Here is a 26,764-nt window from a genome sequence, read left to right as displayed (position 1 = left end):
CTGAATCAACGGTGCTGCATGCTGGTCGCGGCGATGAACGTCATGACGTGAGTTCGGCAGCGGCGCCGGACAAAGTGCTGTGGTCGAACGGACTGGGGGCAACGGCCGCAGACAGGAAGTTGCGGTTGCGGCCATAGTGCAAGACGGATTCGCCACCGAGGGCCGCGCTGTCATGCCCGCCCAAATGGCAGTGCGGCAAGGCCGGCGTCAGCGCCCAGCCAGTCAGCCGCGGATGGCTGCGGCGCATGGCATCGAATTGCGCCACCAGTGTCGAGAAATCGAAGAGTGCGATGCGCATGGTATTGAGCGCCGCACCGGAGGCCGGGTGATAGTCGTCATGCAATATCATTTGCAGGGCGTCAATTCCCTGATGTTCCTGGCCGGCATACCAGTTGCGGAACGTCAGCGACTCGGAGGCGCCGAGATGGAAAATCAGTTCATTGCCCGCTTTTCTGAAGAGCAGGTCGGTATAGCGGATGCCACCGCCAAGCGACACTACCCGGCCTTGTCCGCTGCCGGACAGGCGCACGCTGTCGGCGCCGTCGCCGCGATCGAAGACGATGATGTCGGCGCCGCCATTGGCGATGATCAGGTCGTTGCCACTGCCACCGATCAGGATGTCGGCGCCGGGACCGCCGTTCAGGACATCGTTGCCGATGCCGCCGAACAACAGATCGTCACCGTGTTCGCCATGCAAGGTATCGTTGCCGCGCCGGCCGGCAATGGCGTCGTCGCCGGCGCCGGCATACACGATATCGTCGTGACGGCTCAGACGCAGCCGGTCGTCGTCAGCGCCCAGCATGAGCGGTTCGATGCCGCGCGACCTGATCAGTTGGGCGGTGGTCATGACCACGTCATCGGCAAAATGAAAGGCGTTGACTTCATGGTGACGATGTTGCAGACCCTGCCTGATGGTGACACTGTCGCCGGCACCGTATTCAAGCCGCATGTCGCCATCGCGATTCCTGATCAGCAGCGGTGCGCCGGAGGCGATGTCGTCAAATATCACGATGTCGTGGCCTTGTTGTCGCGGCACGCGTCGCGAATCAGCGTAGTGCCAGTCGGCACGGTTATCGATGACATCGTGGCCGGACCGGCGTCGCAACAGATAGATATCGTCGCCGTCGGCGCCGGTCAATATATCGTCGCCGCTGCCGCCGTCCAGCAGATCATTGCCCTCATCGCCAAACAAGTGGTCATTGCCGGGGCCGCCGCGCAGCAGATCGTTGCGGCCATTGCCAAAGGCGAAATCGTCGCCGCGGGTGCCGAGAAACACGGAATTGAATTCATGGCGGTTATGCAGATGCGCATTGTGCTGCCGTGCAAACAGGTGCGGTATATCGCGGGTGTCGTCCGACGCGTAGCGCCGGTGCAACTGGCGCGCCAGCATCAGGTCGGCGCGCCATTGCGGCGCGGCACTGCTGGTGGTGGCGTAGAGAAAGAATTCCATCAATTCGGCCAGACCGGTATTGCGGTTGGCGGCGATCAGGTGTTCAAAGTAATACTGCAATGAACGGAAATCCATTTGCATCACACCCTGTCCGAGACGTCCTTGTACCATTTCGAGCAGGGGCTTGAAGCGGGTTTGCAGCAACAGAATGCCATACACCGATTCCTGCAGATTCCGGTACGCTTTTTCCAGCACCTGAAGCTGATGGCGCGACAGTGCAATGCTGATGCTGCCTGGTTGTCCCGGCTTGCCGGCAGCAACGGTGATGCCATGCGCGGCGACGATGTCGCCATTGCGGACCTCAATCAGGTGCCGGCCATTGAATGCATCCAGGATTGGCAGGATGTGCTGCAGGTTTTCCAGCCGGGCGCTGTGGTCGCTGTCGAGCAGCGCTTCCGTTGTCGTTTTCCAGCGTACCCGGTAACGGTCACCGACGCGCTGCTGCAAATTAGCGCTCATGCCGGCGGTGGCGGCCCACGCCGACAGCAACTGTGGCAGCAGGGCGTGTTGTGCTTCCCGGTTCGCAGCGGAGGCGTAGCGGATGAGGGTGGCGCGCAAGGCAGGCGATTGCGAACAGGCGGCGCGCAAATCACGCACTTTGCCGCTGCCGGGAGCATCCGGCAAATGCGCGTTGCTGTCGTCGGCGGGAATGGGGTGCCTGAATTGCCGGAACAATGGCGCCTCCTTCAAGCCAATGGTGGCCATGTTGCCGACGCTGCCATCGACTCTGCGGAATTGCCCGCGGCGGACAATCACGTTGCCGTTGCTCAGTCGTTGCCAGTGGTAGCTGCTGCTGACCTGCAATGCAGTGACGTTGAGTTGCGCCGGTGTCGACAATTCGTGCTGCTGCGCGACGGCATCCTGATTCTGGTCGCGCCAGATGCGCATGTGCTGCCAGTTGCGGTCGTGCCGGTCAACGCTGCCGTCGCGGTTGTGATCCTGATCAGCCAGTGCCTGAAAGCCGTCTGCCGCATTGCTGGCTGCTGCGCGCAGGGCGTGGCGGCCGAACAGTTCCGCGCCGCTATCGATGACGCCGTCTTGATTGCGGTCCAGCACCAGAATGCCGTCATGCGGCCCGACCCAGGCGGTGACGGTCTTGATGCCATCGTTATCGTGATCGAAATATTCGCCATCCAGGAAGCCGCGCGTTTCCACACCGTCATCGTCGAGATCCAGCAGCAGCAAGTCGTTGCGCCAGAGTGCCGGGCGCAGCCGGGCATAGCGCGCCCAGCAAACTTCCCAGCCGTCGCGATGATGCTGATACAAATCGTCAGACAGGCGTGCGTTCCAACTGCTTTCAAGCAGTGCGCCGGATTCCCGCGACAGTTCCGTCACGAAGTCAGACGCGTCGCGCCAGCGGCGGCGTTGGGCATCGGTGACGTGATCCGGAATCGGATAGCGGTCGAGGCCCGGCCAGGCCGCGATGAAATCATCCGGCTGCAAACCGCCTTGCAGCAGTGTGCGCCAGGTGAAGTCGATGCTGTTGTTGCTGATCATGTGGTAGACCGGATCAAAGCCAAAAGCCACGGGTGCGCGGGCAAACGCGATCATGCTGGTGTACTGCAACGGCGAAATGCTGATCGTCCGGGAGTAACTCTTTCCTTGGAAGTTGTTGCTGTCGTGGCGCTCCACCTGACCATGCCGGCCGGCCGGCGCCGCGGTCCAGCCAAAGCTTTCTGCGCTGGATTCCAGGCCTTGCCCGTCATCGAGCTCAAACCACATATGGCCGGCAATATTGATGCTGCCATCTGCCAGCATGTTGCCGGGTGGCGCTATGTTGATGGTGATGGTGGGAATGAGGAACTCCTGTGTAAGCCGCAAGCATGGTGTCCCATTTGCCGGCAGCGTCGCATCCGGGGGGACGGGCAGTTGGCACGGTTGCCGGACCGGGACCGGGACCACGCGGATGCACCGGATTGCCGGCCCGGATGCAGCATCAGTTGTCGTGCATGGCGCCTATACCGGATGGGCATGGAGATTTGCGGCAGATTGCCCGAAGCCGCTTAGCGAGGCAGACGGCATGTCGAAGCTGGTGGCCGGCCACAGAAACGTTTCATTGCGGGCGTACCGGTACGCTCGTTCACCGCCGAGTATTGCGTTATCACTGCCACCCGGGCGGAAATGCTGCAGTGCCGGTGACAACTGCCAGCGATGTAGTCCGGGTTCGGCGCTGCGCACTTTATCGAAGGTGCTGACCAGTGCGGAAAAGTCAAAGCAGGCGACATCGCCGTCGAGGCTGGCGGGGTCAGATCCGTCGCCACCGGTAGTCACCATTTGCAGTGCTGCCACGCCGCGCCGGCTGGCATCGGCATACCAGTCGCGGAAGATGATCTGTTCGCTGTCGCCGGTATGGAGGAGCAGATGGTCCAGATTTTTTTCGAATGCCAGTTCGGCAAAGGCAATGCCCTCGCCGAGTGAGATGGCGGCAAGGCTGTGGGCGGAAGTCGCCACGGTGTCCCTACCGTGGCCGCGATTGAAGGCCAGCACGTCAGCGCCGCTCCCGGTAATCAAGAGATCATTGCCGGCACCGCCGATCAGCAAGTCATCCCCGTCACCGCCGTCCAGAATATCGTTGCCGCCACCGCCGGCCAGCAGATCGTTACCGTCTTCTCCGTGCAGCAGGTCGTCGCCGTCATCGCCGTCAATGACATCATTGCCGTCGCCGGCGTACACGGTGTCGCCGTGGCGGCTCAGCGACAGGATGTCGTGGTCGTCGCTCAGACGGCAGGGCTGGATGGCATGGATATTCAGCAATTGTGACGTGTTCAGCACGGCATCTTCAAACTGAAAGCGATCAATTTCATTCAGCGGATCAGCGAAACCATCGGCAATCGTGACACTGTCATGCTCGCCGTATTCCAGGATCATGTCGCCGAACTCGAAACTGATGCTGCGTATGTCCGCCGTATACACGCCGTCGAAGATGACCGTGTCGAGCTTGTCTGCCGGCAGCACGGCACCGTCGCGGGGATCCGGCGCGTTGTCGACGACGTCATGGCCAGAGCCGTGCCGCAGCAGATAAATGTCATCACCGGCGCCGCCGTGCAGATAGTCATCGCCGGCATTACCGTCGAGCAGGTCGTGGTGCTCGCCGCCATAGAGCCAGTTTTCGCCGGCATTGCCGCAGATCAGATTGCGGTTCTTGTTGCCGCGGAAAGTACGTTGCCGGGCGTCTGCGAGAATCTGGTTGATCGCTTGACTGCGGCGGTTGCCTGAGATGCCGAACTCGGTAAACAGCGATGCTTTCTCAGATGTCGTGAGCAGATGTAGCTGGCGCGCCAGCATCAGGTCGGCACGCCAGTGACGGATGGCGGGGCTGCCGGTGGTAAATTGATAGAAGTCGATCAGCTCCTGCAGGCCGCGGTCGCGGTCGGCGGCGATGACCGTCGCGAAAAGACGTTCGATGGCACTGAAATCCATGACCACAGTATCCTCATGAACCCGCGCCAGTACTGAATCGAACAATGGCCGGAAACGGCTTTGCGGCAACAGGGTGCCGTACACCGATTCCTGCAACAGGGCATACGTCTGGTCGAACAGGCGCTGCTGCCGTGCCGGCCAATTGATGGTGATGACACCAGGCTGGCCGTCATTGCCTTCGGCCACGGTAATGCCGGCAACCGCGACGGCGACGCCGGTACGCATTTCGAACAGCGGCCGGCCGTAGAATGCCTCCAGTATCTGCAATTTCTTTTCTCTGGCAAGGGTATGCTCGGCGCTGGCGGTACTGGTTGGGCCGGCGGCAGAGGCAGCCTGGTCGTCGGTTTGCCAGATGATGTGGTAACGGTCGCCGATACGTTCCCGCAAGCTGCTCATGCCTGCGGTCGCGGCCCATTGCGTCAGCAATTGATCCAGCAGTTCGCGCTGCTGGTGCCGGTCGGGGGCGGCAGCGTATTGCGTCAGCGTGGCAAACAAAGCCGCCGATTGCATGGCGGCTTGCCGCAGATCGCGCACCTTGCCGCTGCCTGCCGCATCCGGTAGCTGCGCTGCTGGAGGCGCGACCGCAATGGTGTCGGCAAATTGACGGAAGAAGTTGCTGGCGGCGAAATTGATGTCTGCCATATCGCCACTGCTGCCGTCGATGTTGGTGTAATGCCCTTTATCGGCAATCTGGTTGCCATTGAACAGGGTATCGAGATGGGGGCGGCCGGTCACTGTCAGACTGGCTATCCCGGCCTGCGCCAAGGTAAACAATTCATTGTCTTGTGATATCCCGTCCTGATTCAGATCGCGCCATACCTGCAATTGATGCCAGTTGCTGTCATGCATATCCACCATGCCGTCGCGATTGCTGTCTTGCTGCGCCAGTGCGTGAAAGCCGTCGGCAGCATAACCGCCACCGGCCAGCGGGGTGTGGTCGCCAAACAGCTCACTGCCATTGTCGATGGTGCCATTGCCGTTGCGGTCCAGCACCAGCAATCCTGCTCCCGGGTTGATCCAGCCGGTACCGGTCCTGATGCCGTCGTTGTCATGATCGAACAGTACCGGTCGCGAACTCAGGCCCTTCGTGCTCAGGCCGTTGCCATCCAGATCGAGTACCAGCGGGTCGTAACGACGTTCGGCGGACAGTTGATCAAGCCGCCACCAGTGCTGTTTCCAGTGGCTGGCGTAGCTGTTGCGGATCTCGGTCTGCACCGCGCTGTTCCAGAATTCGTTCGTCAGTGCTTGCGAATGCCGCAACAAGCGGGCGACAAAGGTGTCCGCATCGGCGGAACGCCAATTGTCGGTGCGCAACGGCGGCATGCCGATGGCAGGAACGGTTTTGCCAGGCCATAACTGACCGGTGAAATTGACCGGCGTCAGGCCACCGGCCTGCAGAGCACTCCAGACGTAATCGATGCAGTTGTTGGTCAGTGCATCGAAGACCGGACTGAAGCCATGGGCGGTTGGCTTCTGTGCGAAAGCACGAATTCTGTCGTATTGCGCTTGTGAAATCTGCAGCGTGAGAGAGTCGCTTTTGTGCAGATGTTTCTGGCCGGCGTCGTGCTGCCAGCGGCCAGCTTGTGCACCGTCCGATACCGGGCTCCAGCCAAAACTTTCCGCCTCAAGCGGATGGCCGGCGGCAGGTGTCAGTTCGAACCACATATGACTGACGGCTGAGGTGTCGCCACGTCTGAACATTGTTCCTGCGCGGGCGATATTGACGGTGATGCTGGGCATGGCGGGTTGTCCTTTAACGTCATGACGTCGGTGTTGCCGTGCTGATGCGGGGAATGCGAAGGCAGTCGCTGGCCTGCATCAGTGGCATCGCAGTGTGTACGGTACCGGGCGCTGCGGTGAGCGCCGGGCTGGTCAGTCGGCCAACCTAAACCGCCGCCGGGGGCGGCGTTCTGATGGCCTGCATGATTGCCGGCGCAATGCCGTTATCGTTGCTTGTGCCGGCAGGATCGTCATTGATGGTCTTGTGCGTGAATACCGGATAACGCCACAACCGTTTGGTTTCGCTGTGGATGTCGTGTTCGTTGGTCGTGGGCAGATAGCGGGTATCCATGTTTTTCCGGTAATCGCTGGCGTCGTGATTCTCCAGTGCGGCGTTGTCAAATGGATGAACCCAATCCGGCCGGTTGTCACATGCGGTCAGCACAAGACAGAGGAAGCAAAATGCGGTGGTACGCAGTCTGATGGGAAGCATGAAAGACCTTTCTTTGGTGGGGAGCGACGCCATGACACCTGTTGCGTGCGCGGAGCCCGGGTGGGGATGCGAATGGCTGGAACGGCACGCAGGCATGGTGCCGCTTCGTGGTTCGGGCTTGCTGCTGATGCTGTGAAGCCGGCAATGCATGACGGCGAACATGACGACGCTGGCATGGGGAAACCGATGAAGCCAATTGTAGAAACTAATCAGAAATTTTTGAATGGGGCAAAAACAAAAATGACTTAATAATCGAAAAATAACGATATCGATATTTGGCCGAAGAGAGTCCGTGCATATCGTGTACAAGGCCTGCTAACAAAGCGTTGAAGCGATGGCATCGTAATTCCGGCAACGCCGAAATCTGTTCTCGATACGTATTCTTGCGCCGCGTTTTCCCCTGTTTTTATAAAAAAAATTCGATACAAACTCGGTAAATATTTGATCTTTTAATGATGCGCCGGACGGCAGGGGTGTTTTCTTCAATACGGCAACCCGCACATCCACTATCTTCGTCATCTGGTTAATTACCCTGACTCAGGGCGAAGGCAGAAAATGACGGTTTTTCTCTCCATGTTTGTGTTTGCGCTGGTGTCCTCGATTACGCCCGGACCGGTCAATCTGGTGGCCTTGAATGCCGGTGCGCATTACGGCTTTGCGGCCAGCCTGCGGCATGTCACCGGGGCGACTGTCGGTTTCGCGATCTTGCTGGTGCTGGCCGGACTCGGCTTGCAGCAACTGGTGGAACGGTGGCCGGTATTGATCCGGCTGATTCAGTGGGGCGGGGTGGCGTTTCTGTTCTTCATGAGCTGCCAGTTGCTCCGCGATGACGGGCAGTTTCGCGGCGATACTGCACGGCGCAAGCCTTCACTGTGGTACGGCGCCATGTTGCAATGGCTCAATCCCAAGGCATGGCTGGCTTCGCTGGCCGGCATGAGCGCCTATGCCGCCGATGGCAGCGGTATGCAGATCGGCCGTTTTGCCGTGCTTTATTTTTTGGTGTGTTATGGATCGATTGCGTGCTGGGCGTATGCCGGTACTTTCTTGCGCCAATATTTGCAGGATGCGGCACGGGTCCGTTTCGGCAACCGCGTCATGGCGGCGCTGCTCACCGCCAGCGCAGTGTATTTGCTGTGGCACTGAGGCCGCCGCACATCAGGTCTGGTGCTTCAGCCGTCGTACTTCAGTTGTGGCGTTTGCGATACTGTCCCGGCGTCGCCGCCACCATGCGCTTGAACGCACGTTGCAGATGCGCCTGATCGGCAAAGCCGGCCGCCAGCGCCACGTCGGCAATTGCATGACCGCGCGCCAGCCGGGTGCGGCAATATTGAATGCGCTGATTGAGCAGATAGGCATGCGGCGTCATGCCGTAGCGTTGATTGAAGGCGCGGATCAGATACGATGCCGACAGATCGGCAGCGGTGCAGATGTCATCCAGTTTCAGCGCCCGCGTGAAATTGTCGCTGATGTAGTCGGCAGCGCGGCTGAGCCGGTCTTCGGCCTGTGGTGTGTTCGTCGCGACCGGGGTCAGGATTTGCTGCACTTCTGAAAAATACTGAATTGCCCTGCTGTGCTTGAGCAGATCATCGGCAGTGCTGTCGGTCAGCACCTGATACAGGTGATTCAAGCCGGCAAACAATCCGCGATCAGTGCTGGAGATGGCGGCGAAGGCGCTGAAATGGCCGTCCGTACTCAAGCCCGCTTCCTGTTGCAATGCCGACAGCCAATTGACGTCCACATACAGCATGCGATACGACCACTGCTGATCACCGTCGGGATTGCAGGCATGGATGTCGCCCGGATTCATCAGCACCACGGTGCCGGCACCGATGCGTTCCTGTCTTTTGCCATTCAGATAAGTGCTGTGGCCGGCCGTCACGGCGCCGATGGAAAATGTCTCGTGCGCGTGGCGGTCATAGCAGACCCGGCGACCATCAACGATGGCGCGCGCTTCGATGAAGGGCAGCGCAGCGTCGCGCCAGAAGGTCGGCGTGGTCGGGGAGAGCGTGGATGGCATGGTCGGCACCCTGTTCCTTGCGGTGGTCTGTCGGTTCAGGCAGTGGCGGCGCAACCGGCTTGCGCAGCGCTCTGCAATAGTGCGCATCCTACCAGAGAAGGTGCCGTCGGGCCTGCGCTTGTCTTGATCTGGATCAAGTACCCGACATCCCCGCGCGGCATAATAACCAGACACGCGCTTGCGCCTTATTATTCAGGAAAATCCCGTCATGAATCTCAACAGTCCCTACGTCTTCATCCCGGCGCTCAGCATCCTGATGCTGTTGGGCGGCTATGGCGCCCGCGCCCGCAACTGGGGGCCGATCGTGATGCTGATCGGTGCTTTCGGTATTCTGGGATCGCTGTTTTATCACGTGTCGAAGGCAATCGGGTAGCGGCCGTGCTGCACGCCGTGTCGGCCAGAGCCGGCAGATTCAGCTGCCGGCGCGGCTTCGTATCCAGATGGCGACTGTGGCAAGCAGTTGTGACAGCAGCGCCGCGATAAACAGCGCCAGACCGAACCGCGTATAAGTCTGCGGTACTTCGCCGGCCTGCAACAGGCTGTCGGCTTGCTCTCGAGAGAGCAAGCCAATCGTATTCTGGAATACCGGGTTGTTGTTCCAGGTAACATACGGTCCCCAGTTTTCATACAGCGTGCGCAAGCGCGTTTCTCCGGTCATTTCACCTAGTTGATGCCAGTACTTGTCCTGCGCGGTCATTTTCCAGCCAGGCGAATCAAACGCCGCTTCGCGGGCCGCCCAGCCGGTGCCCTGTTCATAGACCGAGTTGCCATAGACCAGACAGCCTGCAATCAGGCAAATGGGAATGATCGACAAGCGCGCCGCGAGATCGATTCTTATTTTGTCTGCCAGCAAAGCAAAAACCAGCAGCAATACGGCGATGCCATAACAGATGTAGGATGGCGTGCCGGCGATGGTGTAGGTGTAGCCGAGGCTGGTTTTGAGTTGCGGGAAATAGGTTCCTGCGGCCAGCAAGGCGGCCCCGGCCACGCCGAAGAACATTGGAATGAAGCCTGTTTTTTGTTTTGATGTCTGCATTGGATTCAATGAAAAATTTCTGGAAGGCAAGGATTGTAGCCGAGATTTTTCAGATTGATTTCGAGGATGCAGGCATAAATTGCCTGTGCCGGGCAGTCAGCCACCGCTCGCCAACCGCAATTTAAGATTCACTTCGTTCAAGTCGCAAAATCCACTCCTCACACCCCTTCGTTGCTGGCCGCAAGTCACTGGTACTATTCTCTGGTCAATTCACAAAATTTTACTTTTCCTATGGATATGAAGTCCCGCGCACCGTCTGCCAGTTTTATCGATCTGTTGATGGATGCCGTGTTTGCGGTCGATGTTGATGGATGCATTGTCTTTGCCAGCGCATCATGTGAACGCATTTTCGGATACACGCCGCAAGAAATGGTCGGAAAGACCATGTTCGATATGGTGGTTGCAGAAGATCGCGAACGTACCCGGCAGTCAGCGCGTGATGTCACGTTGGGGCAACCCCAGTTGCATTTTGAAAATCGCTATATCCGCAAGGATGGACAGATTGTCCATATCATGTGGTCAGCACGCTGGTCGCAGACCGAGCAATTGCGGATCGGTGTTGCGCGCGACATCACCGAACTCAAACAGGCCGAAGCCAAGCAGGCCATGCTCTATCTGATTTCCGAAGCGGCCTACGCCGCCGAGGATTTGATCGCGCTGTTCCAGCGTATTCATCAGATCGTTGGCACGCTGTTGCCGGCAGATAATTTTTCCGTTGCGCTCTACGACGAGGAAAAAGATCAACTGAATTTCCCCTATTGTGTTGATGTGGTCGAGCAACCTTCCGAGACCTCCAGACCGGCCGCCGGGACGCTTTGTGCAGAAATTATCCGCAGCGGGCAGCCCTTGCTGCTGAACGCGGAAACAATGGCTGCCCGGCTGGCGCAGTCGCAGATCACCGTAGCTCCGAATTTACTCTGCTGCCTTGGTGTACCGCTTAAATCACACAAGGGCATGATCGGCGTTCTGATGCTCAAAACCTATGCGGGCGGCGCGTGCTACAGCGAAAAAGATCAGGAACTGCTGCAGTTCGTTTCGACCCAGATTGCCACCGCCATCGAGCGCCAGAAAATGCAAGCCAGGCTGCAACACATGGCACAGTATGATCAACTGACTGCGCTGCCCAATCGCGGATTCTTGTATGATCGCCTGAAAGTCGCGCTGGCCACGGCACGCAGAGAGCGGGGGCGATTGTCGGTGCTGTATCTCGATCTGGATAAATTCAAACAGGTCAACGATACCCTGGGGCATGACGTCGGAGACCTGTTTCTGCAAGAGGTTGCCAGGCGTCTGAAGCAATGCATGCGTGAATCGGATACCGTTGCCCGCATAGGCGGGGATGAGTTTATCGTACTGTTGCCAGGCATCTCATTGCCGGAACATGCCACACTGGTCGCTGAAAAAATCCGCAATGCCTTGCAGCGGCCCTTCAATATAAATGGCCACGACCTGAACATCCGCTCGAGTATCGGGATCGCGCTCTATCCCGAACATGGCGACAATGAACAGCAACTGCTCAAACATGCCGACAATGGCATGTATCTGGCCAAAAACAATGGTCATCGCAGCCGAATCGACATTTAAGGGATCTGTCCTTGCCGCCTTTGCAGTCGAGTCTGCCCGATGTGTGATTGAGATGACTGCTGCCAGAATGCCTCGGGCGATACGGGCCTTGCTTGCGCCAGGCTGCTTGCGCAGACCTGGTCGCCACCTGCACAGCTTATGCAACGATTAGCGTGAAGACGAATTAGCGTCGCAAGCCGCCGTGCGCAGCATTGCCCGCCGGCAGCGCCGTCGCATCGGCCCGGCTTTGCCGGCGCTCCTTGCCACCCGCGCAGGCAATTGCAACGCCGCCCAGAATGGCGCAGACAGCCAATACCAGCAACGACGACACATAGTCGCTCGAATGGGACTTCACATAGCCCACCAGCAGCGGTCCGGCTGACTGGCCGATCAGGTTGCCGACGCCGCTGACAATGGCCACCGCAGGGATTGCCTTGCGGGTGGGCAAAATCTCGGTGATCCAGGCAAAGATCAGTGGATTGATCATCTTCAACGTGAAACCTACTGCGACGAACAGAATGATCTGCAGGTAATACAGCTGGATGGGTATCAATGCCGCAGCGATCATCATCACGCCGGTAAGGGCGGTAGGGATGGCGGCATGCAGACGGCGTTCCTGTCCGTGCTTGTCTGAGCGCCGGGTGATGTAGAAAATGCCCAGCATTGATGCGATAAAGGGCAGCCCCGAAAAGAAGCCGATCGATACTTCGCTCAGTTTCCCGTAGGTATGCATGATGGTGGGCAGCCACAGCGTCATGCCGTACATCAAAATACCGTTCAGTGCAAAGCCGGCGGTGAGCAGCCATACCGTAGGTTCGGTCAGTACCGACCACCATGGATCTTTTTCGGTTTTCTGGTGGGTTGCCTGCTCCTCTGCCAGATTCTTCCTGATGGTCACGCGGTCCTGCTGGGACAACCAGCGTGCCGATTCCAGGTTCTTTGGAATGGCAATCAGCCAGATCACACAGAAAATCCAGGCCGGCAAACCTTCGACAATCATCATGATGCGCCAGTCATAGTGCGCAAGGATGGCACCCGAAATAGGGCCGGCCAAAAAGCCGCCTGCCGGTATCGCCAGGTTCCAGATGCCAAAGGCGCGGCCACGCTCCGATTTCATGAACCACTGTGCGAGGAACAGGGCAACTGTTGCATAGAGCGGGCCTTCAGCCAGGCCGAGCAGGATACGGCAGATGATCAGCTCGTCGAGGGTGCGGGCCAACCCGGTAGCAAGTGCGGCACCACCGAACAGCATCAGTGAGATGGCAATCAGGCGCCGCGGATTCACCAGCAGGGCGATAATGCCGCCGCCAATTTGCGTAATCGCATAGCCCCAGGCAAAGGCGGCGCCGAGAAGGCCGGCCTGTACCGGCGTCAACGCGAGTTCGCGGGTGATGTGGGGCAGCGCCATGCCCATGTTGGCACGATCAAAAAACGAGATCGTGTACATGATGAAAGTGACTGGCAAAATAATCAGCCAGCGCTGACGCGCAATGCTCTTGGTCGTTAGGGCGTTCATTGGGTGTCTCCTCGGGAGTCTTGTTGATGTCCGCTGAACCGAATCTGCGTTCGTTTTTCAGGGGAAGGGTGGTGCGCTTCAGCCGTCGATGCGGTAGCGTTCTATCACCTCGGGCCGGAGCTTGATACCGAAGCCGGGTTCTTGCGGGACTTCCATATAACCATTGCTGATCTTGGGGAAGCCATCGGGCAGTTGCCACAGCAGCGGGTCACGGATCTTGTTGGCGAAGATTTCGACGAACAGGGCGTGCGGGTTGGCCGCGATCAAATGGACGGCGACTTGCGGTTCTTCGTGGTGCGCCATTTCGACGTTCATGAATTTGGCCATGTCTGCCACGCGCTGCCACTCGGTGATACCACCGCACAGGGTGCAATCCAGATTGAGGATGGAAACGTCGCCCTTGGTGATCAGGTCGCGGCAGGCACGCCCCGAAATTTCGCCCTGGCCGACGTTGATGGGGATCGATGTCTTGGAGGCCAGCAGGCGCAAGCCATCGGTCTGGTCGTACCACTTGATCGGTTCTTCCATCCATCGCACGTCAAGATCGGCCTTCTCCATCGCCAGACAGAATTTGATGGCGTCCAGAGGGTCCCATCCCTGGTTTGAATCGACGGTGATGACGAAGTCGCGGCCACCGGCCTTGCGGGCGGCTCGCACGCGTGCGAGGTCTTCGTCCAGCGTGGCGCGACCGACCTTCATCTTGATGCCGATACAGCCGGTTTCACGCACCATCTCCACTTCTTCGGCAATGGCTTCACAGGCATCGCGCCCATCCTTGGGATAGTAGCCACCGATGGAAATGACCGGCACGCGATCGCGCATGCCGCCCAGCAGCTTGTAGACCGGTGTCTGGTACAGCTTGCCGCGGGCGTCCCACATGGCATTGTCGAGTGCGCTGATGGCTTGCAGCAGGATGCCGCGCGGGTGCATGTCGAGCTGGTGCAGGCCGCGATTGCCCAGATCGACATTGACGTTGAACATGTTCTCCCACAGGCGCTGAAAGTCCCGCACGTCCTGACCAATCAGCAGCGGACCCAGATGGTCCTGCATCACGGCCACGATTTCTTTTTGGGTATGGAATTCGTCGCCACCGTAGGTTTCGCCGACGATGCCATTGGCCAGGGTCACCCGCGTGACGATGGTCGGACGCGAGGCTACCTGATAGGTGCCTCCCTTGAATACCTGTTCCAACTGCATATCAAGCGGGATGACTTCAATGTGTGCGATTTTCATGTTGATGCTTCCTTTCAGAAAGAGGCTTGCCGCGTGCTGCATGCAGCAGAAAAAATTCAGGAGTGGTGCCAGAGCTGGTAACCAAATGATATTCGTGACGAATCGATATACAATGCACCTAAATATCACTTTAAGGTGCACGATTCGTGGCGAATACTCCCAGTCTTCCTGACCTGCAGTTGTTTGTTGATGTCATCCGTTTGGGCAATTTCGCGCGGACCGCGACCGAGCTGGGCATGTCGCCGTCGTATGTCAGCAAGCGCATCGGCTTGCTTGAAGAGGCTTTGGGGGTGCGGCTCTTGCATCGGACGTCGCGCCAGATCAGTCCGACGGTCGATGGTGAAAAAACCTACCAATGGGCCAGGACCATCCTCGATAACGTACGGCAGTTGCAGGAGACCCTGGGCGAAAACGAAGCCGAGCCACACGGCATGCTGCGGGTCAGTACCAGTTTTCGGTTGGGTCGCAATCATGTGGCGCCGGCGCTGTCGCTGTTTGCCCGGCGTCATCCGCGCATCGAGGTATCGCTGACGGTGGTAGATCGTCCGGTTGACTTGCTCAGTGAGGGGCTGGATATCGATATCCGGATTGGTGATGTACCCGAGCCGCATCTGGTGGCGCACCGCATTTTGCCCAGTCAGCGCATCTTGTGTGCGTCGCCTGGTTATCTGGAAAAGAACGGTGAGCCGCTGCAACTGGCAGACCTGTCGCAGCATTCCTGCCTGGTGTTTCGCGAGCGCGATCAGCCCTTTGGCACCTGGCGCCTGACCGGGCCGAAGGGCCTCGAATCGGTCAAGGTGACCGGCAACATGTCATCCAACAACAACGACATCATTCGACGATGGGCGCTGGACGGCCACGGCATTGTCCGGCTGGCAGAGTGGGATGCCGTGAAAAGCCTGCTTAGCGGCGAATTGAAACATGTGTTGTCGGCCTACCGCTGGCCCGCAGACCTGTGGGCCGTGACCACCGGCCGTCTGTCGGAATCGGCCAAGGTCAGGGCATGCGTGAATTTCTTGCGCGAGCAACTGGCCGACGGACCGTATGCCTTGTGGTCATCGAATACCAATTGAGGCAGTGCTAACGAGGCTTTGCCCGGGTGTTTATCGCCGCACTCGCTGCAACGAATCAGCCACGAAGTCCACAAAAGTACGCACCCGGGCAGCCAGTTGATGGCTTGCCGGATACACCGCATAGATGTCCGCCGGCGGCGTTTGGTAGTCCTCCAGCACCTGGCACAGCCGACCGCTGCGCAGGTATTTTTCGATATCCCATTCGGCACGCATGACAATGCCTTGTCCATCCAGCGCCCACTGCACGGCGACATCGCCATCATTGGTGCTCATCGCGCCATTCACCTTCACTGCTTCAGTGTACTTTCCTCGGGAGAGACGCCACAGTCCGTAGGCTTCGTCGCCGTGGCGGATGCTGATGCAATCGTGCTGCGCCAGATCGTGCGGTGTTTTGGGTGAGCCCCGGCGCTTCAGGTAAGCGGGGGAGGCCACCAGCAGGCGGCGATTGGGGGCAATCCGGCGCGCGATCACGCGGGTTTCGGGCGGCTCGCCAAAACGGATGCAGACATCGAAGGCATCTTCCGTCAGTGGCGGCGGATTGACCGTGAGCTGGAACTGCATCTGCACTTGCGGGTAGCGCTTGCAAAACTGCGATGCGATCGGCGCTACATGATTGCGACCGAAGCCCAGCGTGGCATTGACGCGCAACAAGCCTTTCGGCTCAGCGGCGGCCTGCGTGAGCTGGTGCTCGATGTCATCGATCTGCGCCAACACAGTCCTTGCCGTGGCCAGATAGACCTCACCTTCGGCGGTCAGGCTGAGGCGACGCGTCGTGCGGTTCAGCAGCGACACGCCCAGCCGTGTCTCTAGATTGGCCAGTCGCTTGCTGGTCGCCGGCGGTGTGACGCCGAGCTCCCGGGCGGTAGCCGCCAGACTGCCGCGCCTGATCAGCTCGACAAAGAAAGCCATCTCATCGGACGCATGCGTGGCGATTGTCATTCAATACCTCCAGGTTAACAGAGGGGTCAATTTTGACACGATTCTGCGGCTTTCATCGCTCGTAAAGTACATCTCATGCAAGACCAACACACTGTTTCGGAGATGAAAAAAATGAAGATCACCAAAGTTGAACCATGGCACGTCGGGCAATTCATGTACGTGCGTATCGAAACCGATGAAGGCATTGTCGGTTGGGGCGAAGCCGGCGTCTGGGGGCACATAGCTTCTGCCGGCAACGCCATTGAGCGTTTCGCCGAATACCTCGTCGGCAAGCGCGCGTTCGATATTGAACATCACTGGAACGTGATGCATCGCTTCAGCTATTTCCAGGGGCTGGCGATCAATTCCGCCATCTCGGCCATTGACATCGCATTGTGGGACATCAAGGGCAAGGCGCTGAACGTACCAATTTACGAATTGCTGGGTGGCCCGGCCCGTACCAAGGCGCGCATTTACGGGCACATCTACGAAAACACGATCGAGGCCGTCCTCGAAGAATGTCAGCGCAAGATGGAAGCCGGCTTTAATGCGTTCGGCCACATCAATCCCTTCCTCGACGAAGGTAACGACCAGATTTATTTCAAAACGCATATCAAGAAGATGCGCGACGCTATCGAGAACGTGCACAAGATGCGCGACGTGGTGGGCGATCGCGTCGATCTGCTGGTCGAACTGCATCGCCGCCTGACCGTCCCGGAAGCCATTACCTTTGCGCGTGGTATCGAAGACACCACGCCGATGTTCATCGAAGATCCGATCCGTCCTGAAGGCCCCGATGCAATGGCCCGGCTGGCTGCGAAAATCCACGTACCGATTGCCACCGGTGAGCGCTTCTTCAGCATCTATGAATTTGAAGCGCTGCTGGCGCGCGAAGCCTGCGAATTCGTCCGGGTCGATGTATGTACCTGCGGCGGCATTACCGGTGCCAAGAAGGTCGCGGCCATGGCCGAAGCCCGGCATGTGCAAGTGGTTCCGCACAATCCGCTGTCACCGATCGGTCTGGCAGCCTGTCTGCAGGTGGCGGCCGCCATCCCCAATTTCGCGATTCAGGAGTATGCCACCGGCTTTGAAGCGGGCACCTTCACCTCGACCATGAAGCATCTGGGCCACAATGTGGTGGACGTTGTGCCGGAACCCAAGAATGGTTTCGTGGATATTCCCACCGGACCTGGTCTGGGTATGAACGTATTGCCGGACGCCCGCAAGATTCGTCCCGCGCTGGTCAAACCAATCAGCATGCGGCCGCATTTTGACGGCTTTGTGGTCGACCAGTAAGTACGGACGACCCGACCCCATCGTGGGCATGCGGCTTATTCCCTTCCGCAAATGAAAACACCCGCAAAAGAGGCAGTGTAAAAACGTAAAAATTTTTAACCCATCGAAAAATCGGCCTTTCAAAACAGCCGCTATTCAATTTTCTCGGTATCGGCGAGGGTCTCCCTACCCACCAATTTTTGGTAAATTTGCGTTTTTACACAGCCTCAAAAGCGGGTGTTTTGGAAATAAGTGGCGGAAGGTGTGAGTTCGCCTACATGCTGCAGGCCGCTGAATCGCTTGCAAGCGATTCCCTTCGAATCTCACGCGTAAGCCGCGCAGGCGGCTTACTACCTTCCGCAAATGAAAACACCCGCAAAAGCGGGTGTTTTGAAAATAAGTGGCGGAAGGTGTGAGATTCGAACTCACGAAGGACTCGCATCCTCGCCAGTTTTCAAGACTGGTGCATTCAACCGCTCTGCCAACCTTCCTGCGCAAGCCCGGCATTATACATTACTCGTCCGGGCCTGCCAGTTTTTGATTAAAACACGCCCGGATAGGCGCCGCCGTCCATCAGGATGTTCTGGCCATTGATGAAACCGGCATGCTTGCTGCACAGAAATGCGCAGGTGGCGCCGAATTCGTCAGGGTTGCCGAAGCGGCCGGCCGGGGTTTCCTGCATGCGCTGCACGCGCACCTGTTCGGCGGTTTCGCCGGTCAGCTTGGCGGAGGCGGCAAAGCCGCTCAGCAGGCGGTCGGTTTCGAAGCTGCCGGGCAGCAGGTTGTTGATGGTGACGCCGCTCTTGGCAATGTTGCGCGCGACGCCGGCGACGAAGCCGGTCAGTCCGGAACGGGCGCCGTTCGACAGGCCCAGATCGTAACGCGGCGCTTTGACCGAGCCGCTGGTGATGTTGATGATGCGGCCCCAGCCGCGTGCGATCATTTGATCGACGCTGGATTTGATCAGTTCGATCGGGGTCAGCATGTTGGCATCGATGGCCTTGAGCCAGATGTCACGGTCCCAGTCGCGGAAGTCGCCAATTGGCGGGCCGCCGGCATTGTTGACCAGAATGTCCGGGCCGCGATTGGTGGCGCCGGCCAGTTTGTCGACCGCTGCCAGTGCCTTGCTGCGGCCTTCGGCGGTAGCGATATCCACCGCGACGGCGATGATGGCGGCTGCGCCGCCGGGACTGACGGCGGCCAGTTTGGCTGCGGCCAGATCCAGTGTTTCCTGATTGCGCGCCACGATCACTACCTGTGCACCTTCACGCGCCAGATGTTCGGCACAGGCGTAACCCAAGCCTTTGCTGGCGCCGCAGACCAGCGCGATTTTTCCTTGCAATCCTAATTCCATGATTCCCTATCCTTGGCTTGTGCCGACCATCGGTTGCGGCAAGCGTTAAAAAATTTCATCTTTCTGGCCGGGGCCGGACCGCAGGCTCCAACTTGTGATGCAAAACACGGACTGATACACTCCGTCACAGGGCAGTGGCAGCAGCGCAGCCAGCCTATTTTTTCAAGACCATGTAAATAGCCAGCCCGATCATCAGCACCACGGCGAACTCGAGCGCCACTACGACGATACCACTCACACATTTCTCCTTTTGGGTTCACATGACCGTTCGGCAAGCAACAGATCCGGTTGCATTGGCGGGCCAAGTGCGTACTTTACACCTATGATGCATTCTCTGTTTTTTGCGGCCGCAGTCAATTTTGTCTTGGGCGGATTGCTGGGTGTTCTTGGCGGCCTGTTTGGCATTGGTGGCGGGCTGATTGCGATTCCGGTGCTGGGCTTCATGTATGGCATGGATCAGCAACTGGCGCAGGGGACGGCGCTGGTGATGATCGTGCCGAATGTGCTGATCGGATTCTGGCGTTACAAGCAACGCAACAAGATCGAATTGCGTTCGGCCATGATGATGGGCATACCGGCGGTATTCACGACGTATTTTGCGGCGCATTATGCGACCGTGGTGGATGCGGCCACACTGCATTTTTCGTTCGCGATATTCATGGCAGTGCTGGCGCTTTACTATCTGTGGACCTTGCTGCGCAAGCAAAAGGAAATACGGCCACGCGTGCTGCTGGCGGAGAAATACATGTTTACGGTCGGTATCGGCGCTGGTGCCACCGCCGGATTCTTCAGTGTTGGTGGCGCGATTGTGGCGGTGCCGGCCCTGGTAGCGTTCTTCGGTGCCACGCAGACCGCGGCGCAGGGTTTGGGGCTGGCGATGGTGACACCGGGGACGCTGGTGGCGTTATGGACATATGCGCGCGCCGGCCATGTCGACTGGGGTGTCGGTATTCCATTGGCCTTGGGCGGGGTGCTCAGTATTTCGTGGGGCGTGGCACTGGCGCATCATCTGCCGGAGCGGCGTTTGCGCATCCTGTTCTGCGGCGCGCTGATCGCCATTTCACTGTGGATGATGATTCACGGCTGAGGCTGCGCCGAGCGGCGGATTGCCGTCCCACTCTATTCGGCACAGGCTGCCGCTGCGGCGGCCGCGGCTTCAGCGGCTTCGGCCGCCAGTACCGCGCTGCTCAGCGCGGTTTCCTGACGGATGAAATCCACCAGCTCGCGCGCATACAACGGCAAGTCATCGAGTCGTTGCACCACCACGCTGCGCTCGCGCACACTCCACGGATCAGTCAGTTCGATCAGGCCCAGTTGCATGGTCTGACGATGGCGGCTGGCAGCTGACTGCGGCAAGATGCCGATGCCGACATTGGTTTCCACCATGCGGCACATGGCTTCGAAGCTGCGCACCTGAATCCGCAGTTTGAGGCGTTGGCCGGTTTCGGCCACGATGCGGTTGAGGAAGTGGTGCAGGGTGCTGCCTTCGTGCAGGCCGACATGTTCGTATTCGAGGGTCTCGGCGAAACTGATGCGTCCGGCGCCGGCCAGCGGATGTTCCAGTGCGGTCGCCAGCACCAGCCGGTCAGTAGAGAAATTCAGGATTTCCAGACCTTCACCTTGCACCGGTCCGGCAACGATGCCGATATCGGCGGTGCCTTCCTGGATACCGCGGATGATGTCGTGGTTCAGACGTTCTTCCAGCGCCACGTTGACCTGCGGATGGGTGGTCAGGAACTTGCCCAGAATTTCCGGCATGAATTCGGTGACGGCGGTGGTATTGGCAAAAATGCGGATGTAGCCTTTGATGCCATTGTTGTACTGTTGCATGTCGCCCTTGAGGCGTTCCACCTGTTGCATGAATTGTTGCGCGTGCAGCAATAAGGTCTGTCCGGCCGGGGTCAGTTGCACCCCTTTGCTTTCGCGATACAGCAGCCGCATGCCGAAGCGCGATTCCAGTTCCTTGATGCGATTGCTGGTCGCCGCCAGCGACAGATTCATGCGCTCGGCACTGCGCGTGAGGCTGTTGAGTTCGGCGATCAGGATGAACAGGCGCAGGTCGGTCAGATCGAATAGCATGGGCGGCTCTTGTCGGTAATGGCAATAAAGTGCCTCTATAGTACGCCTGCCAGCGCCGGATGTGAGCATCATCGTTGCATCTTGCCGGAGCCGGTTTGTTCCGTACTTTGAACCTGCATTTGCGCTGCAGTGCGCCATAAATCCTTGTGTGGCGGGCGACGCCGCGTGACTTAGGCAGAAGCAAAGGCCCCCTTCCAAAAAAGCCAATTGTCACGACGCGCCCTGAGCGGCACACTGCGCCTATCTTATTTCATTGGCATGGCAGAAACATGACACCCCACGATCTCGACTTGTCGTTGTTGCAGCAATGGGTCGGCAAGACTGAAGCGCATCAGGATGTGATTCGTCCGTCTTTCGCCGGCGCGCTGGCTGCTACGCTGGACCGCAGCGTGACGCCGGCCAGCGGCGATCCGTTGCCGCCGCTGTGGCACTGGATTTATTTCTGGACTGCCTGTCGGCAATCGCAGATCGGCGCCGATGGTCATCCGCTGCGCGGCGGTTTCTTGCCGCCGGTGCCATTGCCGCGCCGCATGTGGGCCGGCGGTCGTTTGCGTTTTCCGGGCGCATTGACTATCGGTGCCGATGCCACGCGCACGTCGCGCATCGCCAGCGTCAACGTCAAGCAGGGCAAGACCGGCAATCTGGCCTTTGTCACTGTGGCCCATGAAATGACGCACGACGGCCAGCTTGCCGTGTACGAAGAACATGACATCGTTTATCGTGATTTGCCGCAACCCGGCGCGGCGCCGGCAGCACCCAGGATGGCGCCGGCCGATGCGCAGTGGACGCGTCGTATCGAACCCGATCCGGTGTTGCTGTTCCGTTATTCGGCGCTGACCTTCAACGGTCATCGCATCCACTATGACCGCGACTACGTCACCGGCGTCGAGGGCTATCCGGGCCTGATCGTGCATGGTCCGCTGATCGCCACCTTGCTGGCCGATCTGTTGCAGCGTCAGATGCCGCAAGCGATATTGCAGGAATTTGATTTCCGCGCGGTCGGCAGCCTGTTCGATATCGAAGCCTTCGATGTTTGCGGCAAGCGCGAAGAGGATGGCAAGGTCACGTTGTGGGCGCAAAACCTGCGCGGCGAACTGGCCATGCTGGCAACGGCCACGGTCGCCTGAGGGCAGGCAAGACTTCATTGCAGATTCAACTACAGACAGTCATTACAGATACTTAAGTCAGACAGAAAATTTCAGGAGATAAGAATGTCGTTTCAATCGGATGCGTACCAGGACTTGCGTGATGCGGTCAAAGATTTGTGCATGACCTTTCCGGCAGAGTACTGGCGCAAGGTGGACGAAGAGCGCGGTTATCCGGAAGCCTTCGTTGATGCGCTGACCAAGGCCGGCTGGCTGGCGGCGCTGATTCCGCAAGAGTACGGCGGCTCCGGCCTCGGCCTGACCGAAGCGTCGGTGATCATGGAAGAAATCAATCGCAGCGGCGGCAATGCCGGTTCCTGTCACGGTCAGATGTACAACATGGGCACCTTGCTGCGGCATGGTTCGGAAGAGCAAAAACGGCTCTACCTGCCGCGCATCGCCAGTGGTGATTTGCGCTTGCAATCGATGGGCGTGACTGAACCGACGACCGGCACTGATACTACCAAGATCAAGACCGTGGCGGTGAAGAAGGGCGACCGCTATGTCGTCAACGGGCAAAAGGTCTGGATCTCGCGGATTCAGCATTCGGACCTGATGATCTTGCTGGCACGTACCACGCCGCTGGATCAGGTCAAGAAAAAATCGGAAGGTATGTCGATCTTCCTGGTTGACCTGCACCAGGCGATTGGCAACGGCATGTCGGTGCGGCCGATTCCCAACATGGTCAATCATGAAACCAATGAATTGTTTTTCGATAACCTGGAAATCCCGGTCGAGAATCTGATCGGCGAAGAAGGCAAGGGCTTCAAATACATTCTCGATGGTCTCAATGCCGAGCGCACGCTGATTGCGGCGGAATGCATCGGCGACGGTTACTGGTTCATCGACAAGGCCGCACAATATGCCAAGGAGCGCATCGTGTTCGACCGGCCTATCGGCCAGAATCAGGGCGTGCAATTTCCGATTGCCGACAGTTACATCGAAGTCGAAGCTGCCAATCTGATGCGCTTCAAGGCCTGCGAATTGTTTGACGCGCACCAGCCATGCGGCGCGCAAGCCAACATGGCCAAATTCCTGGCGGCCAAGGCGTCGTGGGAAGCCGCCAATGTCTGCCTGCAAACGCATGGCGGTTTCGGCTTTGCCTGCGAATATGATGTCGAGCGCAAATTCCGCGAAACACGCCTGTATCAGGTGGCGCCGATTTCGACCAACCTGATTTATTCCTATGTGGCCGAGCATATTCTGGGCTTGCCGCGTTCGTTCTGATGCATGGTGCTGATACTGCCGACCAATCGTCTGAGGAAAACAAAAAATGATGCAAGCAACCCGGCCCCTTGAGGGCATCACCGTGGTCAGTCTGGAACATGCGATTGCAGCGCCGTTCTGTACCCGCCAGCTGGCCGATATGGGCGCCCGCGTGATCAAGATCGAACGGCCCGGTGTCGGCGATTTTGCGCGTGGCTACGATGAACGCGTCAACGGCATGTCGTCGCATTTCGTCTGGACCAATCGATCCAAGGAAAGCCTGAGTCTGAATCTGAAAGATGCAGAAGGGCAGGCCATCATCGACAAATTGCTGGCACAGGCCGATGTGCTGGTGCAGAACCTGGCACCGGGTGCGGCGGCCGGTCTCGGTTTGTCGGCGGCGGTGTTGCATGCCAAATATCCGCGCCTGATCGTGTGCGACATTTCGGGCTATGGCGAGAACGGTCCTTATCGCGACAAGAAAGCCTACGACTTGCTGATTCAAAGCGAAGCCGGCTTTTTGTCGGTGACCGGTTCTGCCGATGAACCGGCCAAGGCCGGTTGTTCGATTGCCGATATCGCGGCCGGCATGTATGCCTATTCGAATATTCTGGCGGCGCTGATCAAGCGCGGCCGGGATGGCGTTGGCAGCCATATCGATCTGTCGATGCTGGAAGCGCTGACCGAATGGATGAGCTTTCCGATGTACTACGCTTACGAAGGTGCGTCGGCGCCGAAACGCTCGGGCGCGGAACACGCCACGATTTATCCTTACGGCCCGTTTGCGGCCGGCGACGGCAATGTCGTTATGCTCGGTTTGCAAAATGAGCGTGAGTGGAAGGTGTTTTGCGAACAAGTGCTGCAGGATGCGGCACTGACCGACGATCCGCGCTTTTCATCGAATTCGCGCCGGCATGAGAACCGGGCCGTACTGCGCGCACAGATTCTGGAGTCATTCTCCAAACTGACGGCACAACAAGTGGTGGAGCGGCTGGATCAGGCGCAAATTGCCAATGCCCGCGTCAATACCATGCAAGACCTGTGGCAGCATCCGCAACTGGCGGCGCGTCAGCGCTGGACCGAAGTGGGTTCGCCGGTCGGGCCGCTGCCGGCATTGTTGCCGCCAGGGGTCAGCAATACCTGGGATTACCGCATGGATGCAGTACCGGCGCTCGGAGAGCATACCGACGCCATCCTTGCCGGGTTGGGTTATGCACCGCAGCAGATCGGCGACTTGCGCGCCCGCGGAGCGATCTGATGGCAGGCGCCAGGTCTTATCTGTTCGTGCCGGCCAATCGTCCGGAGCGTTTCAGCAAGGCGCTGGCCAGCGGCGCCGACGCAGTCATTGTCGATATGGAAGACGCGGTGGCGCCGGCAGCCAAGGTGCAGGCGCGCGATGTGTTGCATGACTGGTTGCAGGCCCAGGGCGCATTGCCGAATGTATGGGTGCGCATCAATGCCGCCGATACCGAATGGTATGCCGACGATGTGCGCTGTTTCGGTCCGGCCAATATTGCCGGGCTGGTGTTGCCGAAAACCGAGCGCAGTGACGACGTCGATGCCTTGCGCCCGCACATGACTGCCACGCAACGCGTATTGCCGCTGGTCGAAACCGCGATGGGCATGACTCAGATGCGCACTATTGCCAGTGCTGCCGGGGTCGAACGGCTGGCCTTCGGTTCGATTGATTTGCAGGTTGATCTGGGTGTGCAGTGCGATGAAGCGGAAAGCGAGTTGACCCATTTGCGACTGGAAATGACGATCGCCTCACGTCTGGCACGCATCGCGGCGCCGCTCGATGGCGTGACTACCCGTATCGATGATGCGCCGTTTCTGGCGGCCGCAGTAGCGCGTGCACGGCGTCTCGGCTTCGGTGCCAAATTGTGCATTCATCCGCGTCAGGTTGCGGTGGTCAATCAAGGGTTTCTGCCGAGTGCGGCCGAACTGGAATGGGCGCGTGCGGTAATGGCTGCAGTCGCCAACGCCGATGGCGGCGCCATTGCACTGGATGGCCGCATGATCGACAAACCGGTGATCATGCAGGCCCAGGCTTTTCTGCATCAAGCCGGTGAATAGTTTGAGAAATGGATGAAATTTGAAGTTGCAGTAAGCCGGGACGCTGCCTCTTTGCAGTTCCGACGTAAGATGGTTTGCCGATGACCACGCAGAGGGTCCGGCTGGCAGGGAAGGAGAATGCAGTGCAACCGCACCAGGCACTCAATTGAAGGAGACAAAAGCATGCATAAGAAACTGGTTGCCGTGGTCAGCTCGGCATTGTTCGCTATCGGCTTGCAGGCGTTGCCGGTCCGTGCGCAACAGCCCATCATCATCAAATTCAGCCACGTGGTCGCCAACAATACGCCCAAGGGCAAGGGCGCGGAACGCTTCAAGCAACTGGCCGAAGAGCGCACCAAGGGGCGCGTGAAAGTCGAACTGTATCCGAATAGTCAGTTGTACAAGGACAAGGAAGAGATGGAGGCGCTGCAACTCGGTGCCGTGCAGATGCTGGCGCCATCGCTGGCCAAGTTCGGTCCGCTCGGCGTCAAGGAATATGAGGTCTTCGACTTGCCGTATATTTTCCCGAACCGGACCGTGCTGGCCCATATCACCGAGGGCCCGATCGGTCAGCGCCTGTTCAAGAAACTGGAAAGCAAGGGCATTACCGGGCTGGCGTACTGGGATAATGGCATGAAGGTGATGACCGCCAACAAGCCGTTGCACAAGGTGGAGGACTTCAAGGGCATGAAGATGCGGATCCAGTCATCGAAAGTGCTCGATGAGCAATTCCGCGCACTGAAAGCCAATCCGCAAGTGCTGGCGTTTTCCGAGGTCTATCAGGCGATGCAGACCGGCGTAGTGGATGGCAGCGAAAATACGCCGTCCAATATTTATACGCAAAAAGTCTATGAAGTCCAGTCGCAGCTGACGGTATCGGATCATGGTTACATCGGCTATGCGGTCATCGTCAACAAGAAGTTCTGGGATGCATTGCCGGCAGATATCCGCACGCAACTGGAAGGTGCGATGAAGGATGCCACGCGTTACACCAACGTGATCGCGCAAAAGGAAAACGATGATGCGCTGGCAGCCATCAAAGCCTCGGGCAAGACCAAAGTGTATTACCTGAGCGATGCTGAAAAAGCCGAGTGGCGCAAGGCATTGTTGCCGGTACACCGGGCCATGGAGGCGCGGGTCGGCAAGGATCTGATTCAGGAAATCTACAAGGAAACGGCAGCGGTCGGTGCTGCCAAATAAGCGCTGGCGATG

At 58.6% G+C, this 26,764-nt stretch carries 22 protein-coding genes and 1 tRNA gene; 12 read left to right on the top strand and 11 right to left on the bottom strand.

All coding sequences use genetic code 11. The annotated features are described in order from the left end of the window. Positions 1-40: 40 nt before the first annotated feature. From AKL27_RS28625 to AKL27_RS07345, 3 genes are all read right to left on the bottom strand, one after another. Complete coding sequence (locus AKL27_RS28625) at positions 41-3,271, bottom strand: calcium-binding protein (RefSeq protein WP_157056836.1); 3,231 nt, start codon at positions 3,269-3,271, stop codon at positions 41-43. A gap of 135 nt (positions 3,272-3,406) precedes the next feature. After that, positions 3,407-6,610 (bottom strand): calcium-binding protein, encoded by a 3,204-nt coding sequence (locus tag AKL27_RS28620; protein WP_050462159.1) that lies wholly within the window; start codon positions 6,608-6,610, stop codon positions 3,407-3,409. A gap of 145 nt (positions 6,611-6,755) precedes the next feature. Next, positions 6,756-7,082, bottom strand: coding sequence for a hypothetical protein (locus tag AKL27_RS07345; RefSeq protein WP_157056835.1), 327 nt, complete (start codon positions 7,080-7,082; stop codon positions 6,756-6,758). 72 nt (positions 7,083-7,154) lie between these two features. On the opposite strand from AKL27_RS07345, the gene AKL27_RS27620 reads away from it, so the two are divergent. Continuing rightward, positions 7,155-7,331, top strand: a complete 177-nt coding sequence (locus AKL27_RS27620) for a hypothetical protein (RefSeq protein ID WP_157056834.1) — start codon at positions 7,155-7,157, stop codon at positions 7,329-7,331. A 306-nt stretch (positions 7,332-7,637) separates the two neighbouring features. Beyond that, a complete protein-coding gene (locus AKL27_RS07340) occupies positions 7,638-8,225 on the top strand; it encodes a LysE family translocator (protein WP_050462157.1) in 588 nt (195 codons plus the stop codon). A gap of 40 nt (positions 8,226-8,265) precedes the next feature. Here AKL27_RS07340 and AKL27_RS07335 read toward each other — a convergent pair whose 3' ends face one another. Further along, on the bottom strand, positions 8,266-9,099 hold the full coding sequence (locus AKL27_RS07335) for an AraC family transcriptional regulator (RefSeq protein WP_050462156.1): 834 nt from the start codon (positions 9,097-9,099) through the stop codon (positions 8,266-8,268). 208 nt (positions 9,100-9,307) lie between these two features. Between AKL27_RS07335 and AKL27_RS27615 the strand changes: the two genes are divergently transcribed. Further along, on the top strand, positions 9,308-9,472 hold the full coding sequence (locus tag AKL27_RS27615) for a hypothetical protein (RefSeq protein WP_157056833.1): 165 nt from the start codon (positions 9,308-9,310) through the stop codon (positions 9,470-9,472). A gap of 39 nt (positions 9,473-9,511) precedes the next feature. Here AKL27_RS27615 and AKL27_RS07330 read toward each other — a convergent pair whose 3' ends face one another. Further along, positions 9,512-10,135: a hypothetical protein gene (locus tag AKL27_RS07330; RefSeq protein WP_157056832.1), complete on the bottom strand. Its 624-nt coding sequence runs from the start codon at positions 10,133-10,135 to the stop codon at positions 9,512-9,514. 231 nt (positions 10,136-10,366) lie between these two features. On the opposite strand from AKL27_RS07330, the gene AKL27_RS07325 reads away from it, so the two are divergent. Next, entirely contained in the window at positions 10,367-11,719 is a 1,353-nt protein-coding gene (locus AKL27_RS07325; RefSeq protein ID WP_050462154.1) for a sensor domain-containing protein, read from the top strand. A 163-nt stretch (positions 11,720-11,882) separates the two neighbouring features. On the opposite strand, the gene AKL27_RS07320 is transcribed toward AKL27_RS07325, so the two are convergent. Continuing rightward, complete coding sequence (locus tag AKL27_RS07320; protein ID WP_083438922.1) at positions 11,883-13,214, bottom strand: MFS transporter; 1,332 nt, start codon at positions 13,212-13,214, stop codon at positions 11,883-11,885. Between the two features lie 78 nt (positions 13,215-13,292). Beyond that, positions 13,293-14,447: a mandelate racemase/muconate lactonizing enzyme family protein gene (locus tag AKL27_RS07315; protein ID WP_050462153.1), complete on the bottom strand. Its 1,155-nt coding sequence runs from the start codon at positions 14,445-14,447 to the stop codon at positions 13,293-13,295. A gap of 146 nt (positions 14,448-14,593) precedes the next feature. On the opposite strand from AKL27_RS07315, the gene AKL27_RS07310 reads away from it, so the two are divergent. Next, entirely contained in the window at positions 14,594-15,520 is a 927-nt protein-coding gene (locus AKL27_RS07310; protein WP_050462152.1) for a LysR substrate-binding domain-containing protein, read from the top strand. 30 nt (positions 15,521-15,550) lie between these two features. Here the strand turns inward: AKL27_RS07310 and AKL27_RS07305 are convergent, their stop codons facing one another. Then, positions 15,551-16,459, bottom strand: a complete 909-nt coding sequence (locus tag AKL27_RS07305; protein WP_050462151.1) for a LysR family transcriptional regulator — start codon at positions 16,457-16,459, stop codon at positions 15,551-15,553. Positions 16,460-16,570: 111 nt separating this feature from the next. Here AKL27_RS07305 and dgoD point away from each other — a divergent pair, with 111 nt between their 5' ends. Beyond that, the gene (dgoD, locus tag AKL27_RS07300; protein ID WP_050462150.1) at positions 16,571-17,734 is read left to right on the top strand and encodes a galactonate dehydratase; all 1,164 of its coding nucleotides are present in this window, start codon (positions 16,571-16,573) and stop codon (positions 17,732-17,734) included. A 380-nt stretch (positions 17,735-18,114) separates the two neighbouring features. On the opposite strand, the gene AKL27_RS07295 is transcribed toward dgoD, so the two are convergent. Together AKL27_RS07295 and AKL27_RS07290 are read right to left on the bottom strand one after the other, a co-directional pair. Beyond that, positions 18,115-18,204 (bottom strand) — tRNA-Ser (locus AKL27_RS07295). A gap of 50 nt (positions 18,205-18,254) precedes the next feature. Beyond that, complete coding sequence (locus tag AKL27_RS07290; protein ID WP_050462149.1) at positions 18,255-19,067, bottom strand: SDR family oxidoreductase; 813 nt, start codon at positions 19,065-19,067, stop codon at positions 18,255-18,257. 322 nt (positions 19,068-19,389) lie between these two features. Here AKL27_RS07290 and AKL27_RS07285 point away from each other — a divergent pair, with 322 nt between their 5' ends. Beyond that, positions 19,390-20,154 carry a sulfite exporter TauE/SafE family protein gene (locus tag AKL27_RS07285; protein WP_050462148.1) on the top strand — a complete coding sequence of 255 codons (765 nt, stop codon included), beginning with the start codon at positions 19,390-19,392 and terminating at the stop codon, positions 20,152-20,154. Between the two features lie 32 nt (positions 20,155-20,186). On the opposite strand, the gene AKL27_RS07280 is transcribed toward AKL27_RS07285, so the two are convergent. Then, complete coding sequence (locus AKL27_RS07280) at positions 20,187-21,146, bottom strand: LysR family transcriptional regulator (RefSeq protein ID WP_050462147.1); 960 nt, start codon at positions 21,144-21,146, stop codon at positions 20,187-20,189. A 269-nt stretch (positions 21,147-21,415) separates the two neighbouring features. On the opposite strand from AKL27_RS07280, the gene AKL27_RS07275 reads away from it, so the two are divergent. From AKL27_RS07275 to AKL27_RS07255, 5 genes are all read left to right on the top strand, one after another. Beyond that, positions 21,416-22,273 carry an FAS1-like dehydratase domain-containing protein gene (locus tag AKL27_RS07275; protein WP_050462146.1) on the top strand — a complete coding sequence of 286 codons (858 nt, stop codon included), beginning with the start codon at positions 21,416-21,418 and terminating at the stop codon, positions 22,271-22,273. 84 nt (positions 22,274-22,357) lie between these two features. Next, positions 22,358-23,518, top strand: coding sequence for an acyl-CoA dehydrogenase family protein (locus AKL27_RS07270; protein WP_050462145.1), 1,161 nt, complete (start codon positions 22,358-22,360; stop codon positions 23,516-23,518). A 46-nt stretch (positions 23,519-23,564) separates the two neighbouring features. Further along, positions 23,565-24,755 (top strand): CaiB/BaiF CoA transferase family protein, encoded by a 1,191-nt coding sequence (locus AKL27_RS07265; RefSeq protein ID WP_050462144.1) that lies wholly within the window; start codon positions 23,565-23,567, stop codon positions 24,753-24,755. Next, on the top strand, positions 24,755-25,573 hold the full coding sequence (locus AKL27_RS07260) for an HpcH/HpaI aldolase/citrate lyase family protein (RefSeq protein ID WP_050462143.1): 819 nt from the start codon (positions 24,755-24,757) through the stop codon (positions 25,571-25,573). The genes AKL27_RS07265 and AKL27_RS07260 overlap by 1 nt, the downstream gene beginning before the upstream one ends. Before the next feature lie 162 nt (positions 25,574-25,735). Continuing rightward, complete coding sequence (locus AKL27_RS07255) at positions 25,736-26,752, top strand: TRAP transporter substrate-binding protein (RefSeq protein ID WP_050462142.1); 1,017 nt, start codon at positions 25,736-25,738, stop codon at positions 26,750-26,752. The last annotated feature ends 12 nt before the right edge of the window (positions 26,753-26,764 follow it).

Source organism: Herbaspirillum autotrophicum, assembly GCF_001189915.1.
Classification (GTDB): domain Bacteria; phylum Pseudomonadota; class Gammaproteobacteria; order Burkholderiales; family Burkholderiaceae_D; genus Herbaspirillum; species Herbaspirillum autotrophicum.
This window is presented reverse-complemented; position numbering and strand designations above follow the sequence as displayed.